The sequence below is a fragment of the Mycobacterium sp. 852014-50255_SCH5639931 genome, assembly GCF_001665605.1.
Classification (GTDB): domain Bacteria; phylum Actinomycetota; class Actinomycetes; order Mycobacteriales; family Mycobacteriaceae; genus Mycobacterium; species Mycobacterium paraffinicum.
In genome coordinates this window covers 33155-53708 of record NZ_LZSV01000018.1, presented here as the reverse complement: position 1 = coordinate 53708, position 20554 = coordinate 33155, and the positions used below count along the sequence as shown (strand labels likewise).

Below are 20554 nucleotides of genomic sequence, written 5' to 3'. Positions count from 1 at the left end.
CGCCCGCGCCTCCGCACGCCCCGCCTCGCGCACCCGAGCCAACAACACCCAAGACTCCGGGGTAGACCGCGACGCCAGCGCGTACTCGAACATACATTCGATACTAGGCCGAGGGTCCGACAAGCCCGCGACGGCGGCGAGGCGCCGCTGATCAGCCGTCCACCTGGACGGTTTGCGCCGACCCAAACCGGGTACGCACCGAATGCGCTTCGGTCACGACGCGCCGTCGAGACCACCTCGGTTGAAACACACAGCTGGGCGCTTACCAGTTCTCTGGGCAGTCATCGCGAGCCTTCATCGCGCGGTGGCTACCTGAGCGTGTTTCGTTTCAGAAGTGAGGTGACGCATGGGCAAGACGGCCGCAGACTTCTTCTGCGCGCGGGTCCCATGGCCGAAATTCCGACAGTGCTTGCCTCGCAATAGCTCTGGTATGTCCGCGTCGATCAGTGCGCGGAACCGAGCCAGTAACGCGGGCGAATCAACGAGCTAGGAAGGGAAACCAAATGTTGTTGTTAGGCAACACAGGACGGCGCACGGGCGAGGCCCAACAGCTCGCCGAGCGGGCGCTGTACGACGTCGCGCACGGTCGCTTCGAGCGCTCGCTGTCCGGGCTGACGGCCATCGCGGCCCTCGTCACGACGGCGGAAATCTATTTCGAGCACTACAAGGCCAGCTTCGGTAACAAGTGGATGTGGAGCCCGATCGTGGTGACACCACCGGTGGTGGTCGCCGGTATCGGCGGGGTGTTCTCGCGGCGCTGGGCCAAACTCTGGCTGCCGATCACCGCGGGCATCTACACCGCCAACGGCCTGATGGGCGAATACCTGCATGCCCGCGGGGTCGCACGCAAGCCGGGCGGATGGAAGAACGCGTCCTACAACGTGCCCATGGGTCCGCCGATCGCGGCGCCCGGGTTGATGTGCATGGTCGGGGGGATGGGCCTGCTGGCCTCGATCCTGCGCCGCGAGCGGTTCCGGGGCTGAGCGCGATGGCCGACACCTCGCGCCCCGACCACCTGCCCAACCTGCGCGCGGATCGCAAACCGCCGCACCCGTCCTGGCTGCCCAAGCAACGCCGTGGTGTCACGCCCCAAATGATCGGCCGCTACCCGGATTACGACGTGCTCGAAACGACCGACACGTGGGACGAAGCCACCAAGAAGGTGGTGCTGGCCCGGCTGGAACCGCCCGGCCCGCTGCGGTTCTTCACCGCGGAGGAGGAACCGTGCCTGCGCGCGTTCTGCGACACGGTGCTGGCTCAGGACCGCGAGCCGCGAGTGCCGGTGCCCGAGTCGGTCGATTCCAAGCTCGCCGACGGCCGGCTCGACGGCTACCAGTACGCCGACATGCCCGACGACCGCGACACGTGGCGGCTGGTGCTGCTCGCGCTCGACGAGACGGCGTCCGCCCGGTACGGGAGCGCATCGTTCGCCGACGCCGAACCCGACACCCGGGAGGCGATCATCGACCAGTTCTCGCAGGGAGCCTTGGAGGGCGGGACCTGGGAGCGCCTCAACGTCAAACGCGCGTGGTCGGTGTGCATGCGAATGACGTTGTCCGGGTTCTACTCCCACCCGTGGGCGTGGAACGAGATCGGGTTCGGCGGACCGGCCTACCCGCGCGGGTTCATGCGCCTCGGCGGTGCCACCGGTCCCGCCGCCGCGCGCGAACCGTTCGAGACCCCCGGCGCCACCGACGAGGACCCGGTCCGCGTAGTCCAACGGGGAGAGTTGTGATGGGCGACCGACTCCGCGGCCTCCTCAGGGGAGCGATCGGGCCGAAGGACAACGAATCCCGTTTCCTGCTCGACGTGCATTCGCGCGACCTGCCCGGCGAAAAGACCATGCAGCGCTACGGCGACGACGACGAGGTCGACCTGGTGGTCGTCGGCGCCGGCGCCGGCGGATCCGTGCTCGCGCAACGGCTGGCACGGGCCGGCTGGCGGGTGGTGATCCTCGAGGCGGGCCCGTTCTGGCACCCCGACGAGGATTGGGTCTCCGACGAGGCGGGTTCGCACTCCCTGTACTGGACGCAGAAGCGCATCATCGGCGGCGACGACCCGATCGAGCTGGGCAAGAACAACTCCGGGCGAGGGGTCGGCGGCTCGATGGTGCACTACGCCGGCTACACGCCGCGGTTTCATCCCAGCGACTTCCACACCTACACCCTCGACGGGGTCGGGGCGGACTGGCCGATCCGCTACGAAGACGTCCGCCCCCACTACGAGCGGATCGAGCTCGAGTTGCCGGTGGCCGGGCAGAACTGGCCCTGGGGCTACCCGCATCGGTATTCCTTTTCCCCGCACCCGATTTCGGGTGCCGCGGCCAAACTGTGGCGGGGGGCGATGCAGCTCGGCATCGAGATGCGGGTCGGCCCCGTCGGCATCGTCAACGGCACCTTCGGTAACCGCCCGCACTGCATCTACCGCGGCTATTGCCTGCAGGGCTGCAAGGTCAACGCCAAGGCCAGCCCGTACGTAACGCACCTGCCCGATGCCTTGGCCCACGCCGTGGAGATCCGCGCCAACTGCATGGCCGCCCGCGTCGAGCTCGACGAGGCCGGCTCCGCGCGCGGGGTGGTCTACTACGACGAGGCCGGCGGCACCGAGCGGTTGCAGCGGGCCAAGGTCGTCGCGATCGCCGGGTATTCCATCGAAACGCCGCGCCTGCTGCTGAACTCGGTGAGCGAACGCTTCCCGAACGGGCTGGGCAACGACGACGACCAGGTGGGTCGCTACGTGATGGTGCAGGGCGCCACGCAGTCCGCGGGCCGGTGGTCGGACGAGGTGCGGATGTACAAGGCCCCTCCCCCGGAGGTGTCCTCGGAGCAGTTCTACGAAACCGACTCCTCGCGCGGGTTCGCCCGCGGCTTCTCCATCCAGACCGTTTCGCCGCTGCCGATCGGCTGGGCCGAACACGTTCTGGCCGACGGGCATTGGGGCCGGGCGTTGCGCGAATACATGCGCGACTACAACCACTGGGCGACCGTCGGCGTGCTCAACGAGCTGTTGCCGCTGCCCGAGAACCGGGTCACTCTCGCCGAGGAGAGGGACCCCTACGGCATCCCGGTGGCCCGGTTCGATTACACGCTGTGCGACAACGACAAGGCCAACATGGCCTACTCCACCAAAGTGATCGGCGACATCCTGCACGCCGCCGACGCCCAGGACGTGCTCACCATCGAGCGGTTCGCCCACCTGATCGGCGGCGCCCGGATGGGCACCCGCCCGGACAACTCGGTGGTCGACTCTGATCACCGGGTGTGGGGCGTGCCGAACCTGTTTCTGGCCGACGGCTCGGTGTGTCCGACGCAGGGCTCGGCGAACCCGGCATTGACGATCATGGCGCTGGCCTCCCGGCTCGCCGAACGGATGGCGACCGGAAAGATCGACAGCACCGCCCCGGCGAGGCGGCCATCGAAGGCGGGGGTCCGTGGCTGACCGCGCGATCGACATCGAGGCGGCCTTCTCGCCGCGGGTGTTACGCGAGTACGCCCTGCTCGCGGACGGCGAGCGGGGCGCCCTGATCGGGCCGCAGGGCGACGTCGCGTGGATGTGTGCGCCGCGCTGGGATTCCGACGGCGTGTTCTCGAATCTCATCGGTGGTGGCGGCGTCTACGCGATCACGCCGACCGACGTGCGGCATGTGTGGGGCGGCTATTACGAGCCGGGCAGCATGATCTGGCGCAATCGCTGGATCACCCGCGACGGCATCGTGGAATGCCGTGAGGCGCTGGCGTTCCCGGGCGATCCCGACCGGGTGGTGCTGCTGCGCCGACTCGTCGGCTGCCGCGGGACCGCGCGGGTGCGAGTGGTGCTGCAGCCGAGCGCCGAGTTCGGCCGGCACGGTCCCGGCGACATGCGCGTCGACGGCGGGGCATGGAGCGGGAAGTCGGGGCGGTTGCGGTGGCGCTGGCTGGGCGGCTGCGACGTGCGATCGGTGAAGGCGGCGCGCGGCCGCGGGGAGCTGCTCACGTGTGAGATCACCGTCGACGAGGGCGACCAGCACGATTTCGCGCTGGAGCTCTCCGAGCGCACCCTGCCCGACCAACCACCCGACGCCGACATCGCCTGGGACGCAACGGAAGCCGCCTGGCGTCGCAGCATTCCCGAGCTGAACTGCACCATCGCGCCCCGCGACGGGCGTCACTCCTACGCGGTGCTGCGCGGGCTGACCAGTAGCGGCGGCGGCATGGTGGCCGCCGCCACGATGAGCCTGCCCGAACGCGCGCACACCAACCAGAACTACGACTACCGCTACGCGTGGATCCGGGATCAGGTCTACGCAGGCATCGCCGCGGCGACCGTCGGGGCGACCGAGTTGCTCGACCGCGCGGTCGAATTCGTCGGGGCCCGGTTGCTCGAAGACGGCCCCGACCTCAAGCCGGCCTACACCGTCACGGGCGACAGCGTGCCCGGCGAGGAGACGCTCGACCTGCCCGGCTACCCCGGGGGCACCGACAAGGTGGGCAACTGGGTCAACCAGCAATTCCAGCTCGACGTATTCGGCGAGGCGCTGCAGCTGCTGGCCTGGGCGGGCAACGCCGACCGGCTCGACGCCGAGGGCTGGCGCGCCGCGCAGACCGCCATCGGCGCGATCGAAAAGCGCTGGCGCGAAGCGGATGCCGGCATCTGGGAGATCGATGACGAGCACTGGACGCAGTCCCGCCTGGCGTGCGTGGCCGGGCTACGCGCCATCGCCAAGGTTTCCGGCGGCGGCCACGAGGTGGCGGCCTGCGCCTCGCTGGCCGACGCGATCCTGGCCGACACCGCGGCCAGCAGCCTGCACCCGCACGGCGGCTACTGGCAACGCAGCCCGCGGCTGCCCGGGGTTGACGCGTCGCTGCTGCTGCCACCCGTACGCGGCGCCGTGCCCGCCGACGACCCGCGCACCCGGGCCACGCTGGACGCCGTCCGCAAGCAGCTCAGCCACGACGGGTTCGTGTACCGGTTCCGGCACGACGAGCGCGACCTCGGCGACGCCGAGGGCGCCTTCCTGCTCTGCGGATTCATGATGGCGCTCGCCGAACATCAACTGGGACATACCCATTGCGCGATGCGCTGGTTCGAACGCAACCGCGCCGCCTGCGGGCCCCCCGGGCTGTTCTGCGAGGAATACGACGTCCGGCAGCGCCAGCTCCGCGGCAACCTCCCCCAGGCGTTCGCGCACGCGCTGATGCTGGAATGCACGGCCACCCTCGCCGACGACGCCGTACACCATGACTGATTCAACGCAGAAGGAGATTTCGGCGATGACACCGACCACAAAAACAATCGTAGTCACCGGAGCCAGCGCCGGCATCGGCCGGGCCACCGCCCAACTGTTCGGGCAGCGCGGGGCGAACGTCGCCCTGCTCGCCCGCGGGTCCGCCGGGCTGGACGGCGCGGCCCGCGACGTCGAATCCGGCGGCGGCAAGGCGCTGACCCTGCCCACCGACGTCGCCGACCACGCGGCCGTCGTCGCCGCCGCCGACGAGACCGAGGCGACCTTCGGCCCGATCGACGTCTGGGTGAACGTCGCGTTCACCTCCGTGTTCGCGCCGTTCAGCGAGATCAGCGCCGAGGAATTCAAACGCGTGACCGAGGTGTCCTACCTCGGATACGTGCACGGCACCATGGCGGCGCTGGCGAAGATGCGGCCGCGCGACCGCGGCACCATCGTGCAGGTCGGCTCCGCGCTCAGCCAGCGATCCATCCCGCTGCAATCGGCCTACTGCGGCGCCAAGCACGCCATCAACGGTTTCACTGAATCGGTGCGCTGCGAACTGTTGCACGAACACTCCAAGGTGCGGATCACGGTGGCCCAGATGCCCGCGGTCAACACCCCCCAGTTCTCCTGGGTGCTGTCCCGCCTGCCGCGCCATCCCCAACCCGTGCCGCCGATCTACCAGCCGGAGGTCGCCGCCCGCGGCGTCGTGTATGCCGCCGATCATCCGGAGCGCAAACAATATTGGGTCGGCGACAGCACCATGGTCACGCTGCTGGCGCAGAAGTTCGTCGCACCGCTGCTGGACCGCTACCTGGGCCGCACCGGTTATGACTCGCAGCAGACCGAGCAGCACGTCAGCCCGGGGCGCCCGCACAACCTTTGGCACCCGCTGGACGAGGAACCCGGCAGCGACCACGGCGCCCACGGCGGGTTCGACGACAAGTCCCACACGCTGAGCCCGCAGGTGTGGGCGTCGCAGCACCCTGTCGTCAGTGGTACGAGCGCGCTAGGCGCGGCCGGACTGGGCGCGTGGCTCGCCGCGCGCCGGTGGACGCGATGAGCCTCGACGCACGCATCGACGAGGTCACCGCGCAGGTCTACGAAATCCCCACCGACGCACCGGAAGCCGACGGCACTCTGCCCTGGTCGTCGACCACCCTGGTGCTGACCGAGGTTGCGGCGGGCGGGCGCCGCGGGATCGGCTACACCTACGCAGCCGGCGCGTGCGGCACGCTGATCAACGGGCCGCTCGCCGGCACTCTCACCGGACACAGCGCCCTCGACATCACCGGGCGTTGGCAGGCGATGGTCCGGGCGATGCGCAACAACGGACGGCCGGGCTTGGTGTCGTGCGCGATCTCGGCGGTCGACACCGCGCTGTGGGACCTCAAGGGCAAACTCCTGGGCCTACCGGTATGCCGACTGCTCGGCATGGCGCACGACCGGGTGCCGATCTACGGCAGCGGCGGCTTCACCACCTATGACGAGCGCGCCACCCGCGCCCAACTCGAACGCTGGGTGGACGAGTGGAAGATCCCGCGCGTCAAGATCAAGATCGGCGAGTCGTGGGGCTCCGACGAGCGCCGTGATCTTGACCGAATCGCGCTGTCGCGCAAGGTGATCGGCCCCGACGTCGAACTGTATGTGGACGCCAACGGCGCCTATCGCCGCAAGCAGGCCATTCGGGTGGCCCACGCGATGGCCGACCACGATGTCACATGGTTCGAGGAACCCGTCTCCTCCGACGACTTGGCCGGGCTGCGGGAGGTGCGCGATCAGGTCACCCCGGACGTCACCGCCGGCGAGTACGGCTACGACCTGGCCTACTTCAACCGGATGCTCGCCGCGGATGCGGTCGACTGCCTGCAAATCGACGTCACCCGCTGCGGCGGCATCACCGACTGGCTGCGCGCCGCCGCCGTGGCCGCCGCCTGCAACGTCGACGTGTCCGGCCACTGCGCCCCCAACCTGCACGCCCACGTGGCCAGCGCGATCCCGAATCTGCGGCACCTGGAGTACTTCCACGATCACCACCGCATCGAACACATGCTGTTCGACGGCGCCCTGGCGCCCGACGGTGGGGCGTTGCGGCCAGACCAGGAACGGCCCGGGCTGGGCCTGGAGTTCAAACGCGCCGACGCCGAGCCCTATCGAAAAGCCTGATCCATGAATGGACCCGCCCGAAAGTGGGCATTGATATGCGGAGGACATAGTTACGGATCTGAAGGGCAATGCGCGATGACCGTGAACTTTGAAGACGAAACCGTCCGGCGCCGCGACGGGCGGGCGGCCGATGGCGGGTCGGCGGCTCCGGCGTCGGAGAAACTCATGTCCGACGTCGTCGAGGAAGAAGACCTCAACGCGGTCGACCTGGTCCTGGGGCTCGGCGAGCCGCAGCGCGTCGGCCGGTTCCGGTTTTTCCTGGACGGGCACCGCTGGGAGTGGTCGGACGCCGTCGCCCGGATGCACGGGTACAAGCCGGGACGGGTGCAGCCGACCACGGAACTGCTGCTCAAGCACAAGCACCCCGACGACCGCGAGCGCGTCGCCGCCGTCTTGGAGCGCGTGATGCAGGGCAAGCCGTTCAGCAGTCGCCACCGCATCATCGACACCGGCGGGCGCACCCACTGTGTCGTCGTCGCGGGCGACCGGATGCTCGACGACCACGGCACCCCGATCGGGACGTCCGGCTTCTATGTCGACGTCACCGACTCGCTGCAGACCGATATCAACAACGTGCTGTCGGCGGTCGCCGATGCCCGCGCCCGAATCGAGCAGGCGAAGGGCGTACTCATGGCCGCCTATGGCATCTCCGCGGAGCGGGCGTTCGACATCTTGGTCTGGCGATCCCAGGAAACCAACCTGAAACTGCGCGATCTCGCCAGCCGCTTCCTGGACGCGGTGGCCAGCAAGGCGTCGGCGGAGACCCAGAGCGAAGTCGACCGGGCGCTGCTGACCCTCGAATAGCCGCAGTAGGGTCGGGCCGGTGGCACACCTATTGGGAGCCGAGGCCATCCACCTCGAATACCCGACCCAGTTGGTATTCGGAGCGGTCACGCTGGGCGTGAACGACGGCGCACGCATTGGCATCGTCGGACGCAACGGGGACGGCAAATCCAGCCTGCTGCGGTTGCTCACAGGCCAGTTGCAGCCCGATTCCGGCCGCGTCACCCGCCGCAGCGGCTTGCGGGTGGGCGCGCTGAGCCAGGCGGACACCCTGGAACCGGACCACACCGTGGGCTGGACGCTGGTGGGCGATGCGGCCGAACACCAATGGGCCGGCGACGCGCGGGTGCGCGACGTGGTCGGCGGGCTGGTCTCCGACATCGGCTGGGACGCCGCGGTATCGACGCTGAGCGGCGGCCAGCGCCGGCGCGTCCAGCTGGCCAGGTTGCTGGTGGACGAGTGGGACGTCATCGCGCTCGACGAGCCCACCAACCACCTGGACATCGAGGGCATCGCCTGGCTCGCGGAACATCTACGGCAGCGCTGGGCGCGCAATACCGGCGGGCTGCTGCTGGTTACGCACGATCGCTGGTTCCTGGACGAGGTCGCCACCACGACGTGGGAGGTGCACGACGGGATCGTGGAGCCGTTCGAGGGCGGTTACGCGGCCTACGTGCTGCAGCGCGTCGAGCGTGACCGGATGGCCGCCGCCACCGAAGCCAAGCGGCAGAACCTGATGCGCAAGGAGCTGGCCTGGCTGCGACGCGGCGCGCCGGCCCGCACCTCGAAACCCAAGTTCCGCATCGAGGCCGCCAACCAGCTGATCGCCGACGTGCCGCCGCTGCGGAACAACGTCGAGCTGGCCAAGCTGGCGACCGCCCGGCTCGGCAAGGACGTCATCGATCTGCTTGACGTGTCGGTGGCGTTTGGCGGCCACCCGGTGCTGCGCGACGTCGAGTGGCGGATCGCCCCGGGCGAACGCACCGGCATCGTCGGCGCCAACGGCGCCGGGAAATCGACGCTGCTCGGACTGATCGCCGGGAGCATCAAGCCGGACACCGGGCGCGTCAAGCGCGGCAAGACCGTCCAGCTGGCCGTGCTCGACCAGCAGGGTGACACCCTGGCCGGGCTCGCCGACGACCGCATCGCCGACGTGCTGGGCCGGCTGCCCGGCGGGTACGAGGTCGAGGGCCGCGAGGTGACGCCCGCCCAGCTGCTGGAGCGGCTCGGCTTCGGCAAGGGCCAGCTCTCCGCTCGGATCGGGGAACTCTCGGGCGGCCAGCGACGGCGGCTGCAGCTGATGCTCACGCTGCTGTCCGAACCCAACGTGTTGCTCCTCGACGAGCCGACCAACGACGTCGACACCGACATGCTCACCGCCATGGAAGACCTGCTCGACTCCTGGCCGGGCACTCTGATCGTCGTCTCCCACGACCGCTACCTGCTCGAGCGGATCACCGACCAGCAGTACGCCATTCTCGACGGCCGGTTGCGGCACCTGCCCGGCGGCATCGACGAGTACCTGAGGCTGGCACGGCGGGAAGTCGCCGCGGCCGCGCCGCCTGCCGCCGTCGCTCCGGTTGAGCCGGCGGGGATGTCGGGAGCCGAGCGGCGGGCGGCGGAGAAGGAGCTGGCCGGCGTCGACCGCCAGCTCGCCCGGCTGGCCGACCGGATCGCGGACAAACACCACGAGCTGGCCGAGCACGACCAGTCGGACCACGTCGGCATCGCGCGGCTCACCCAGGAATTGCGCGCGCTGGAAGACGAGGTGGCCGCGACGGAGAGCCGCTGGCTGAATCTGTCCGAGGCGCTGGAGTGAGGCGTCTGCTCAGCGCCAGCGCAGGAGCACGAGCTCGGAGCTGAATCCCGGGCCCATCGCGAGCATCAGCCCGGGGCTGCCGCCAGGCGGCGGCTTGGCGATGGTGTCACGCAGGATGTGCAGCACCGAGGCCGACGACAGGTTCGCGATCTCGCCCAGCGAGCGCCACGTCAGCTCGAGAGCGTCCGGCGCCAACCCGAGGCTGTTGCCGATCGCGGTGATGACCTTGGGACCGCCGGGGTGCGCCACCCAGGCGCCGATGTCGTCGTTCGTCAGCCCGTGCTCACCCAGGAACCGGCTCACGTCGCCGGCCAGGTGGCGGTCGATGAGATTCGTCAGCTCGGGTGACATCACCAGGTGCAGCCCGGTCGAGCTGACGTTCCAGGCCATGATGTGCAGCGATTCGGGGTAGAGGCGACTGCGGGAGTCGACGATGTCGGGGCCGCCGGGGCTCAGCCGGTCGGCACGACGGTCGCCGACGGCGACCACGGCGGCGGCCCCATCGCCGAACATGGCGGTTCCCACCAGACCCGAGACGGTCGGCTTGACCGCGGGGAAGGTGAGCGAGCACAGCTCGACCGACACCAGGACCGCGACGCCGTCCGGGGCGCCGCGCAGGTAGTCGTGCAGTTGGCCCACCCCCGCCGCCCCGGCCGCGCAGCCCAGGCCGAACAGCGGCATCCGGCGCACATCCGGCCGCAGCCCGAGCCGTCCGGCGATCCGCGCGTCGAGCGACGGCACGGCAACGCCGGTGACCGTGGTGGTGGCGATCATGTCGACGTCCTGCGGCCGCAGACCCGCCTCGTCCAGCGCGCCCAGCAACGCTTCGCAGCCGAGTTCGACGGCGTGTTCGATGAAGACCTCGTTGGCTTCGCCGAAATCGGTCAGCGACGGGTATCGCTCCAGCGGCAGGACCAAGTGGCGGCTGTTGACCTTGGCCGCGGCGTGCAACCGCCGAACGACCTCTTCGTGCTCCTTCAATGCGGGCAATTCGACGATTTGGTCGGTGATTTCGGCCTGGCTGTAACGATGCGGCGGCAACGCTCCGAATACGCCCGCGATGAAGCTCATGCCCAACCCTCTTGCTTGCGTCCCAGCTCATAAGGGACTTTCATCAATTCCTGAAGTCTAAGCCGTTCTGAGTAGCCCGGCAAAGATTCGACGTATTCGACATGTGTTGTATTGCTTGTGGATTCCGTCATTCGGCGTCCTCGTCGTCGCCGGAGTTCAGCGCCATCGCGATCAGAGCGTCGGGGCTCAACGAGTCGATCATGTCCATGACCGGTTCGGCGACAACGCTTTCCGGTTCCCCGGCGAGCAGCAGAAGTTTGTCGAGCAATCCGGTCCTCCGAAGCTCGGCGAGCGGGATGCCGCGCACTGTTGACCACACCTTTTCCTCGTCCGATTGGTCGTCATCGCCGCGGAACAACTGCCGCCGCAGATGATCGGCCAGCGCCGCGGGGGTGGGATAGTCGAAGATCAGGGTCCGCGACAGCGCCAACCCGGTGGCCGTCGTCAGCCGGTTGCGCAGTTCCACGCCGGTCAGCGAGTCGAACCCGAGGTCGGCGAAGGCGCGATCGCGGTCGATGGCACGGCCATCCGGATGCCCCGACACGGCGGCCGTGTGCTCGCAGACCAGCTCGGCAAGCCGGCTCTGCTGCTCCGCGGGGCCCAGGGCGTGCAATTGTTCGGCCAGGCCCGGCGACCGGGTTGCCTTGGCGGGCAACGCATTATGCTCGTCACCGAGCCAGAATCGTTGCCGGGCAAAGCCATACGTCGGCAGGTCAACCCGGCGCGCGTGCGAACCGGCGAACACGGCCGGCCAGCTCACGCCCACTCCGGCGGTGAAGAGCCGGCCGGCCGCGCTGAGCAGCGACTCGATCTCCGGGGCGTACTTGGGCACGGTGACCACCGAGAGCGGCCGTTCGGTGGTCAGCGATTGGTCGACCGCCGCGCTCAACCCGCCGCCCGGGCCGACCTCTACGAACGCCGTCGCTCCCAGGGTCTCGGCGGCGCGCACGCCGTCGAGGAAACGCACCGGCCGGCGCACGTGCTCGACCCAGTACCGCGCCGACCCGTATCCGGGTCCGGCCGGCTCCCCGGAGACGTTGGAAACCAAGCAGATTCGTGGCTGTCGCGGCTGGATGTCGGCCACCCGATGGGCGAACTCGTCGAGCATCGGCTCCATCAACGCCGAATGAAACGCGTGCGAGACCGCCAACCGGTGCGTCCGCCGACCGGTGCCCGCCAGCCGGTCGGCCACGACGCCCACCGCGGCCCGCTCACCGGACAGGACCACCGAATTGGGTCCGTTGACCGCCGCGATGCTCACGCCGTCGTTCAGCAGCGGCGCAACCTCGGCCTCGCCGGCGCTCACCGCCACCATCGCCCCGCCGGCCGGCAGCGCCGCCATCAATTCTCCGCGGACCGCCACGATGCGCGCCGCGTCGTCAAGCGACAACACGTCCGCCACGCACGCCGCGACGATCTCCCCCACCGAATGACCCAGCACCACATCGGGTGTCACGCCCCAGGACCGCCACAACGCGGCGAGGGCGATCTCGAGGACGAACAACGCCGGCTGCGCGAACTCCGTGCCCTGCAACAGCTCGGCGTCGGTGCCCCACATCACCTCGCGCACCGGCGACCGCAGGTGGGCGTCCATCGCCGCCGCGGCCTCGTCGAAAGCCTGGGCGAAGGCCGGAAACCGTTGATGGAGTTGGCGGCCCATTCCCGGCCATTGCGAGCCTTGGCCGGGGAACACGAAGGCCGTCTGGCCCGCCGGTCCGGCCCGGCCCACCACCACACCGGGGGCCGGCTCCCCGGCCGTCAGCCCGGCCAGGCCACGCGTCAGTGCGTCGCGATCGTGGCCCACCAGCACCGCCCGATGCTTGAACACCGAGCGCGTCGTCGCCAACGACCAGCCCACGTCCGCCGCGGTCACCCCCGAATGGGCCACCCGCTCCGCCAGCCGGCGCGCCTGGTTGGCCAGGGCCTGCTCCGAGCGTGCCGACAGCACCCACGCAACTGACCCGTCACACTCATCAGCGGGCGGATCCGGTTGCGCGGGAGCCTGTTCCACGATGACGTGCGCGTTCGTGCCGCCCATGCCGAACGACGACACCCCGGCACGGCGCGGACGGCCCGCCGCCGGCCAGCGCAACGCGTCGACGTTGACCCGCAGGTGTTCGAGGCCGGAATTCGCGTCGGCGTAGTTGAGGCTCGGCGGAAGCACCGAATGCCGCACGGCCAGCACGGTCTTGAGCAGGCCCGCAATTCCCGCGGCGCCCCCGGCGTGGCCGATGTTGGTCTTGACCGACCCCACCTGCACCGGATGCTCGCGCGCACCGAACACCTCACCCAGCGCCCGGGCCTCGACCGCGTCGCCGACCTTCGTGCCGGTGCCGTGGGCCTCGACGTAGTCGATGTCGGCGCTGCCCAGGCCGGCGGCGGCAAGCGCCCGCCGGATCACGTCGGCCTCACCGGAAACCGAGGGCACCGTCTGGCCGGCGGCGCTGTGCCCGGAGTTAGCCACCGCGCTGCCCCGAATGACGGCATGAATGCGGTCCCCGTCCCGCAGGGCGTTCGGCAGCGGCTTCAGCAGCACCAGTCCCCCACCCTCGCCGCGGACGTAGCCGTCCGCGCGCCGATCGAACGCGTAGGTGTGGCCCGACGTCGACAGTGCGCCGAATTCTCTTTCCAGCATCGCCGTTTCGGTGGCCAGGTTGAGGTGAACCCCGCCGGCTATCGCCAGCGCCGACTCGCCCGCGCGCAGGCTTTCGCAGGCCAGGTGCACGGCGACCAATGAGGACGATTGACCGGAGTCGACCGTCATGCTGGGCCCCTGCAACCCGAAGGCATACGAGACCCGGTTGGCGATCATGCCGCGGCTGATGCCGGCGAACGAGTGGTGGTCGAGGTTGTCGGCGATATCGCGCAGGGTGAGCACAGCGTAATCGTCGGCCATCGCCCCGAAGTACACCGAAATCGCCGTTCCGCGCGCCGTTTCGGGCACCACGAACGCGTCTTCGAAGGCTTCCCACGTCAGTTCGAGCGCCAATCGTTGCCGGGGGTCCATCGCGGACGCCTCGCGCGGCGAGAGGTTGAAGAAGTCGGCGTCGAACTCCGCGACGTCCCCGGGCAGTTGCGTCGCCTCGCGGCCCTCGCGGATGAGATCCCAGAACTCGCGCGGGCTTGCCGCACCGGGGAATCGGCACGCGAGACCGATGACCGCGACGTCCGTCATGCTAGGGGCCCATCTCTTCGTCGAGGATGGCGAAGAGCTGGCTTTCGGTGGCGGTGGCGATGTCGTCGTCGAACGGGTCGTCGGGGTGCTCCGGGTAGGGGACTTCCGCCGGGCCGGTGAGGCTGTTCAGCAGGCCTTCCAGCCGGGTGACGAGCTGCGCTTTGTCGCCGGGGCTCCAGTCGGATTGGCCGAGCAGTGCCTGCAATTCGCGGGCCACGTCGTTGACGCGGGCCATGCGGTCGGGCGGCTCGCCGCTTGCCCCGGTGGTCAGCTGGCCGTCGAGGTGCTCGGCCAGGGCCGCCGGGGTGGGGTAATCGAAGATCAGCGTGGGCGAAAGGGTCAGTCCGGTCGCGATTTTGAGCCTGTTGCGCAGCTCCACCGCGGTCAGCGAGTCGAAGCCGAGGTCTTGAAATGCCTGCTCGCCGTTGACGTCCGCGGTGCTGTGGCCCAACACCGTGGCGGCGTTGCCGCAGACGAGCTCCACCAGCTCGCGCCGCCGCTGCTCGGGGGCCAGGCCTTCCAGCCGCGCCCGCAGGCCCGTCAGCGACACCATGTCGGTGGGGTCGAGGACCCGCCGCGCCGGCCGGGTGGCCAGCTGGCTCAACAGCGGCGGCAGCGCGGCGCCGGCGTGCGCCAGCGCGGCGGTATCGAGGCGGGTGGCCACGACGACGGGCGGCTCGGCCAGCAGTGCGGCGTCGAGCAGGCCGAGCGCCTGGCGCGTGGACAGCGGGGCCAGCCCGGCGCGGCTCATCCGCGCCTTGTCGCGGTCGCCGAGGTTGCGGGTCATGGCCGACTCCTGTTCCCACATCCCCCAGGCGATCGACAAGCCGGGCAGGCGGTGGGCGTGGCGGTACGCCGCCAGGGCGTCGAGGAAGCTGTTGGCGGCCGCGTAGTTGCCCTGGCCCGGGGCGCCCACGATCCCCGCCATCGACGAAAACATCACGAACGCCGACAGATCCAGCTCCCGGGTCAGCTCGTGCAGGTGCCACGCCCCGTCGACCTTGGACCGCAACACCGTGTCGATGCGCTCCGGCGTCAGCGACGCGATCACCGCGTCGTCGAGCGCCCCGGCGGCATGGAACACGCCGCGCAGCGGGAAACGAGCCGGCACCTGCGCCAGCAACCGCGCCACGGCGTCGCGGTCGCCGACATCGCAGGCGATCACCGACACCTGGGCCCCGGCCTCGCGCAGCTCGGCGACCAACGCGGGCACGCCATCCGTCCGCTCACCGCCGCGGCTGACCAACATGACGTGCGGCACGCGATGGCGCTCGACCAGATGCCGGGCCACCGCAGAGCCGGCCATGCCGGTTCCGCCGGTGATCAACGCGGTGCCGCCGGCCAGCCCGGCCGGCCCGTCGGGCATGGTGAGCACCACCTTGCCGATGTGGCGGGCCTGGCTGACGAACCGGTAGGCGTCCGCGGCGCAACGCACATCGAAGGCCTTGACGGGCAATGGCTTCAAAGCTCCGGCCGCGAACAACCGCATCAATTCCGCCGACATCTCCGCGATGCGGTCCGGGCCCGCCTCCATCAGGTCGAACGCGCGGTAGGTCTGGGCGATCGCGCCCGGGTCGCGCAGGTCGGTCTTGCCCATCTCGATGAAGCGCCCGCCGGGACTCAACAACCGCAGCGAGGCGTCGGTGAAGTCACCGGCCAGCGAGTTGAGCACGACGTCCATGCCGGCGCCCCCCGTCGCGGCGGAGAACTCTTCCTCGAAGCCCAGCGTTCGCGAATCCGCGATGTGGTCGTCGTCAAAGCCCATGGCGCGCAGGGTGTCCCACTTGCCGCGGCTGGCCGTCGCGAAGACCTCGGCGCCCCAATGCCGGGCCAGCTGCACCGCCGCCATGCCCACCCCGCCGGTGGCGGCGTGCACCAGTACCCGCTCGCCGGCCCGCAGGCCGCCGAGGTCCGACAGGCCGTAATACGCCGTCAGGAACACCACCGGCACACCCGCCGCCGCGGCGAACGACCAGCCCGGCGGCACCCGGGTCACCAGCCGCCGATCGACGGCCGCCTCCGACCCCGTCAGGCCCAGGATGCCCATGACCGCATCACCGACGGCCAAATCGGTGACGCCGGGGCCGATCTCGGTCACCAGTCCGGCGCCCTCGGCGCCCAACTGCGCGAGACCCGGATACATGCCCAGGGCCACCAGCACGTCGCGGAAGTTCACCCCGGCCGCGGCCACCGCCACCCGCACCTGACCGGCGGCCAGTTCCGCCGGCGGCCCGGATACCACCGCCAGGTCCTCCAGCGTCCCGGCATCACCGGCAGCCAGCCGCCAGACCGACGGCGCTTCGGGCAACCGCAACACCGGGTGCGCCTTGACCGGCTTCAGCCGGGCACCGTGGGCGACGCCCTCCCGCACGATCAATTGCGGTTCACCGCAGCCGATTACGGACCCGAGGTCTAGGGACCCGTCGGAGTCGACCAGCACCGCCCGGCCGGGATGCTCGGCCTGCGCCGACCGCACCAGCCCCCACACCACCGCACCGGCCAGGTCCGACACGTCCTCACCGGGCAGCGCGACCGCCCCGCGGGTCAGCACCACCAACGGCCCGGACCCGTCGCCCCGGGACTGCAACACGCTCAATGCCTCATGCGTGGCGGCGTAGACCGAGCCGACCACGCCCGGGCCGTTCGCTGGCGGCTGCCACACTTCGGGGGCCGCGTCGATGCCGTTGTCCGACAACGGAACCGGGGACCATACCGCCTCCAGCAGTTCGCCGCCACCGGCGCGCGCCGCGGCGGCCGCCGACAGCTGCGCGGCCGAGACCGGACGCGTCACCAGCTCGCGCACCGACAGCACGGGCAAACCCGACGAGTCGGCCACCTCGACCGACACGGCGCTCTTGCCCACCGGCGCCAGCCGCACCCGGACCCGCGACGCCCCGGCCGCGTGCAGACACACCCCTTGCCAGGAGAACGGCAGAACGGTCTCGGCCCGCTCGTCGGCCACCCCCAGTGCGTGCAGGGCCGCGTCCAGCACCACCGGATGAATTCCGAAGCCGCCCACCGTCACACCGGCGTGCTGCGGGGCCTCGACCTCGGCGAAGGTCTCCTCGCCCCGCCGCCACACCTTCCGCAGCCCCCGGAAGGCCGGGCCATACCCGTAGCCGCGCGCGGCCAAATCGTCGTAGGCGCCGGCCACATCGACCGCCGTGGCACCGACCGGCGGCCACACCGACAGATCGGCGCCCGGCTTGGGCGAGCCTTCGCCCAACACACCCTGGGCATGCAGCGTCCACTCCGGGCCGGCCTGCGAATACACCGCGGCCGCCCGGGACCCGCCCTCGCCGGCGGCGTCCACCACCACCTGCACGCGCACCGCGCCGCTGCTCGGCAGAGCCAACGGGGCCGACAACGTCAGCTCCTCGATCACCGGACAGCCGACCTCGTCGCCGGCCCGCAGCATCAGCTCCACAAACCCGGCGCCCGGGAACAACACCGTGCCGGTCACCGCGTGATCGGCCAGCCACGGCTGCGCCGCCATCGACAGCCGGCCCGTGAGCACCACCCCGCCCGAATCGGGGCGTTCGACCACGGCGCCCAACAGCGCGTGCCCGGCCGCGGCCAGACCCAGGCCGGCGGTGTCCCGCGCGCCTACCGACTCGGTCGGCAGCCAAAACCTGCGCCGCTGAAAGGCATACGTCGGCAGGCCGACCCGGTGCGCGTCCAGGCCGTCGAACACCGCGGCCCAGTCCACGTCGGCGCCGGACGCGAACAGCTGCCCGGCCGCCAGCAGCAGCGACTCGACTTCGGGGCGGTCCTTGGCCATCGACACCGCCGAAACGGCCGGCTCGGTCGCCAGGGACTGTTCCACCGCGGCGGTCAACGCCGCGCCAGGCCCCACTTCCACAAACGCACCGGCACCCAGCGATTCGGCCGACCGCACCCCGTCGACGAACCGCACCGGCCGGCGCACGTGCTCGACCCAGTAGTCGGCGGACCCGTATCCGGGTCCCGCCAATTGCCCGGTCACGTTGGAAATCAAGTCTATTCGCGGCGCACCGGGCGACACCCCGGCCAGCACCGCGGAGAACTCGTCGATCATGGGCTCCATTAGCGGCGAGTGGAAGGCGTGCGAGACGGCCAGCTGCCGCACCCGCCTCCCGCAGTCGGCCAGCCGATCTGCCGCGGCCGTCACGGCGGCCCGCTCGCCCGACAGCACGACCGCGTCGGGGCCGTTGACCGCCGCGACGCTCACGTTGTCGTTCAGCAACGGTGCGACCTCGGCCTCGGTGGCCGTCACCGCCACCATGACCCCGCCCGCCGGCAGCGCCGCCATCAACCGTCCGCGGGCCGCCACCACGCGCGCGGCGTCTGCCAGCGACAGCACCCCGGCCACACATGCCGCGGCGATCTCCCCCACCGAATGGCCGATCACCACATCGGGCGTCACACCCCAGGACTGCCACAGCGCCGCCAGGGCGACCTCGAGCACGAACAACGCGGGCTGGGCAAACTCCGTGCTCTCCAACAACTCCGGGTCGGTGCCCCACATCACCTCGCGCAGCGGCAACCGCGCATGGGCATCCACCGCCGCCACGGCCTCGTCGAAGGCCCCGGCGAACACCGGAAAGCGCTGATACAGTTCCCGTCCCATCCCGAGCCGCTGCGACCCCTGACCGGGAAACACGAACGCACGCTTGCCGACCGGGCGGCTGCGCCCGACCACCACGCCCGGGCCCGGTTCCCCGCAAGCCACCCCGGCCAGCCCGGTCCTCAGGGTGTCACGACCGCTCCCCACCACCACCGCGCGGTGTTCCAGGGCCGCCCGGGTGGTGGCCAGCGACCAGCCCACGTCCACGGCACGCAGCTCCGGCTCGGCCTCGAGGTGCGCCAGCAGCCGCTCCGCCTGGGCGGTCAACGCGTCGGCCGACCGGGCCGATACCACCCATGGGATCACCGCATCCTGGCGATCGCCTTGCGGCGCAAGATGTTCCGGTTCCGCCGGCGCCTGCTCGACGATCACGTGGGCATTCGTCCCGCTGATCCCGAACGACGACACCCCCGCGCGGCGCTGCCCGTCCCGCGCCGGCCACGGCTGGGGTTCGGTCAACACCGACACCGCGCCCGCCGACCAATCCACGTGCGGCGACGGCACATCCACGTGCAGCGTCTTGGGCATCACCCCATGTCGCATCGCCTGCACCATCTTGATCACCCCGGCCACCCCCGCCGCGGCCGACGTGTGACCGATGTTGGATTTGATCGATCCCAGCCACAGCGGCCGTCCCGCCGGCCGGTCCTGCCCATAGGTCGCCAGCAGGGCCTGGGCCTCGATGGGGTCGCCCAAAACCGTTCCCGTGCCGTGGCCTTCGACCAGGTCGACGTCCGCCGCGGTCAAGCCGGCGTTGGCCAGTGCGGCGCGGATCACCCGCTGCTGCGACGGCCCATTGGGCGCGGTCAACCCGTTGGAGGCGCCGTCCTGGTTCACCGCGGAGCCGCGCAGCACCGCGACCACCGGATGGCCCAGTCGCCGCGCGTCGGCCAGCCGCTCCAGCACCAGGACTCCCGCGCCTTCCGACCACGACGTCCCGTCCGCGGCGCCGGCGTACACCTTGCACCGGCCGTCCGGGGCCAGTGCCCGCTGCCGGCTGAACTCGACGAACGCGGCGGGCGTGGCCATCACCGTCACACCACCGGCCAGCGCCAGGTCACACTCCCCGGAACGCAGCGACTGCGCCGCCAGATGCATGGCCACCAACGACGACGAACACGCTGTATCCACCGACACCGCGGGGCCTTCCAGGCCCAAAACGTAGGACACCCGGCCCGAGGCCACGCTCAGGGTGGAGCCGGTCAACCCGTAGCCCTCCAGCTCGCCCTTCACCTCGCCGCCGTAGCCGGCGTGGATGACACCGGCGAACACCCCGGTCGCCGAGCCGCGCAGCCCCAGCGGGTCAATACCCGCCCGCTCCAACGCTTCCCACGAGATCTCCAACATCAGCCGCTGCTGGGGATCCATCGCCAGGGCCTCGCTGGGCCCGACCCCGAAGAATCCGGCGTCGAAGTCCGCCGCGTCGCGCAGGAAACTGCCTTGGCGGGTGTACATCTTGCCGGCCGCGTCCGGGTCCGGGTCGTAAAGCCCCTCGACATCCCAGCCGCGGTCCGCCGGGAAGTCCGACACGGTGTCGCGGCCCTCGTTGACCATTTCCCACAGGGTGTCCGGCGAGTCGACCCCACCCGCGTAGCGGCACGCCATGCCCACCACCGCGACCGGTTCGGACAGCCGGCCTTCGAGCTCCGAGACGCGTCGCCGGGCCCGCCTGAGATCCGCCGTCAGGCGCTTCAGGTAATCGACGTGCTGCGTGGTATCCGGCATCGTGGT

Annotated in this window: 11 protein-coding genes; 8 read left to right on the top strand and 3 right to left on the bottom strand. The window is 70.5% G+C overall.

Features of this window, described 5'->3' with window-relative positions:
- Positions 1 to 503 precede the first annotated feature (503 nt).
- The 8 genes from A5758_RS11940 to A5758_RS11905 all read left to right on the top strand — a co-directional run bounded on the left by A5758_RS11940 (position 504) and on the right by A5758_RS11905 (position 9971).
- Complete coding sequence (locus tag A5758_RS11940) at positions 504 to 983, top strand: hypothetical protein (RefSeq protein WP_067210242.1); 480 nt, start codon at positions 504 to 506, stop codon at positions 981 to 983.
- A 5-nt stretch (positions 984 to 988) separates the two neighbouring features.
- Positions 989 to 1735 carry a gluconate 2-dehydrogenase subunit 3 family protein gene (locus A5758_RS11935; protein ID WP_067740078.1) on the top strand — a complete coding sequence of 249 codons (747 nt, stop codon included), beginning with the start codon at positions 989 to 991 and terminating at the stop codon, positions 1733 to 1735.
- On the top strand, positions 1735 to 3438 hold the full coding sequence (locus tag A5758_RS11930; RefSeq protein ID WP_067740076.1) for a GMC family oxidoreductase: 1704 nt from the start codon (positions 1735 to 1737) through the stop codon (positions 3436 to 3438). The genes A5758_RS11935 and A5758_RS11930 overlap by 1 nt, the downstream gene beginning before the upstream one ends.
- The gene (locus A5758_RS11925) at positions 3431 to 5224 is read left to right on the top strand and encodes a glycoside hydrolase family 15 protein (protein WP_067740074.1); all 1794 of its coding nucleotides are present in this window, start codon (positions 3431 to 3433) and stop codon (positions 5222 to 5224) included. Before A5758_RS11930 ends, A5758_RS11925 begins: the two co-directional genes overlap by 8 nt.
- A 25-nt stretch (positions 5225 to 5249) precedes the next feature.
- The gene (locus tag A5758_RS11920) at positions 5250 to 6266 is read left to right on the top strand and encodes an SDR family oxidoreductase (RefSeq protein WP_197503920.1); all 1017 of its coding nucleotides are present in this window, start codon (positions 5250 to 5252) and stop codon (positions 6264 to 6266) included.
- Positions 6263 to 7369 carry an enolase C-terminal domain-like protein gene (locus A5758_RS11915; protein WP_067740084.1) on the top strand — a complete coding sequence of 369 codons (1107 nt, stop codon included), beginning with the start codon at positions 6263 to 6265 and terminating at the stop codon, positions 7367 to 7369. Before A5758_RS11920 ends, A5758_RS11915 begins: the two co-directional genes overlap by 4 nt.
- A 75-nt stretch (positions 7370 to 7444) precedes the next feature.
- Positions 7445 to 8173, top strand: a complete 729-nt coding sequence (locus tag A5758_RS11910) for a PAS and ANTAR domain-containing protein (protein WP_067740072.1) — start codon at positions 7445 to 7447, stop codon at positions 8171 to 8173.
- A gap of 19 nt (positions 8174 to 8192) precedes the next feature.
- Positions 8193 to 9971, top strand: coding sequence for an ABC-F family ATP-binding cassette domain-containing protein (locus A5758_RS11905; RefSeq protein ID WP_067740070.1), 1779 nt, complete (start codon positions 8193 to 8195; stop codon positions 9969 to 9971).
- 9 nt (positions 9972 to 9980) lie between these two features.
- Here the strand turns inward: A5758_RS11905 and A5758_RS11900 are convergent, their stop codons facing one another.
- From A5758_RS11900 to A5758_RS11890, 3 genes are all read right to left on the bottom strand, one after another.
- Positions 9981 to 11042 carry a type III polyketide synthase gene (locus A5758_RS11900; protein ID WP_067740068.1) on the bottom strand — a complete coding sequence of 354 codons (1062 nt, stop codon included), beginning with the start codon at positions 11040 to 11042 and terminating at the stop codon, positions 9981 to 9983.
- Between the two features lie 127 nt (positions 11043 to 11169).
- Complete coding sequence (locus tag A5758_RS11895) at positions 11170 to 14217, bottom strand: type I polyketide synthase (protein ID WP_067740066.1); 3048 nt, start codon at positions 14215 to 14217, stop codon at positions 11170 to 11172.
- 1 nt (position 14218) lies between these two features.
- Entirely contained in the window at positions 14219 to 20548 is a 6330-nt protein-coding gene (locus tag A5758_RS11890) for a type I polyketide synthase (protein ID WP_067740064.1), read from the bottom strand.
- Positions 20549 to 20554 lie beyond the last annotated feature (6 nt).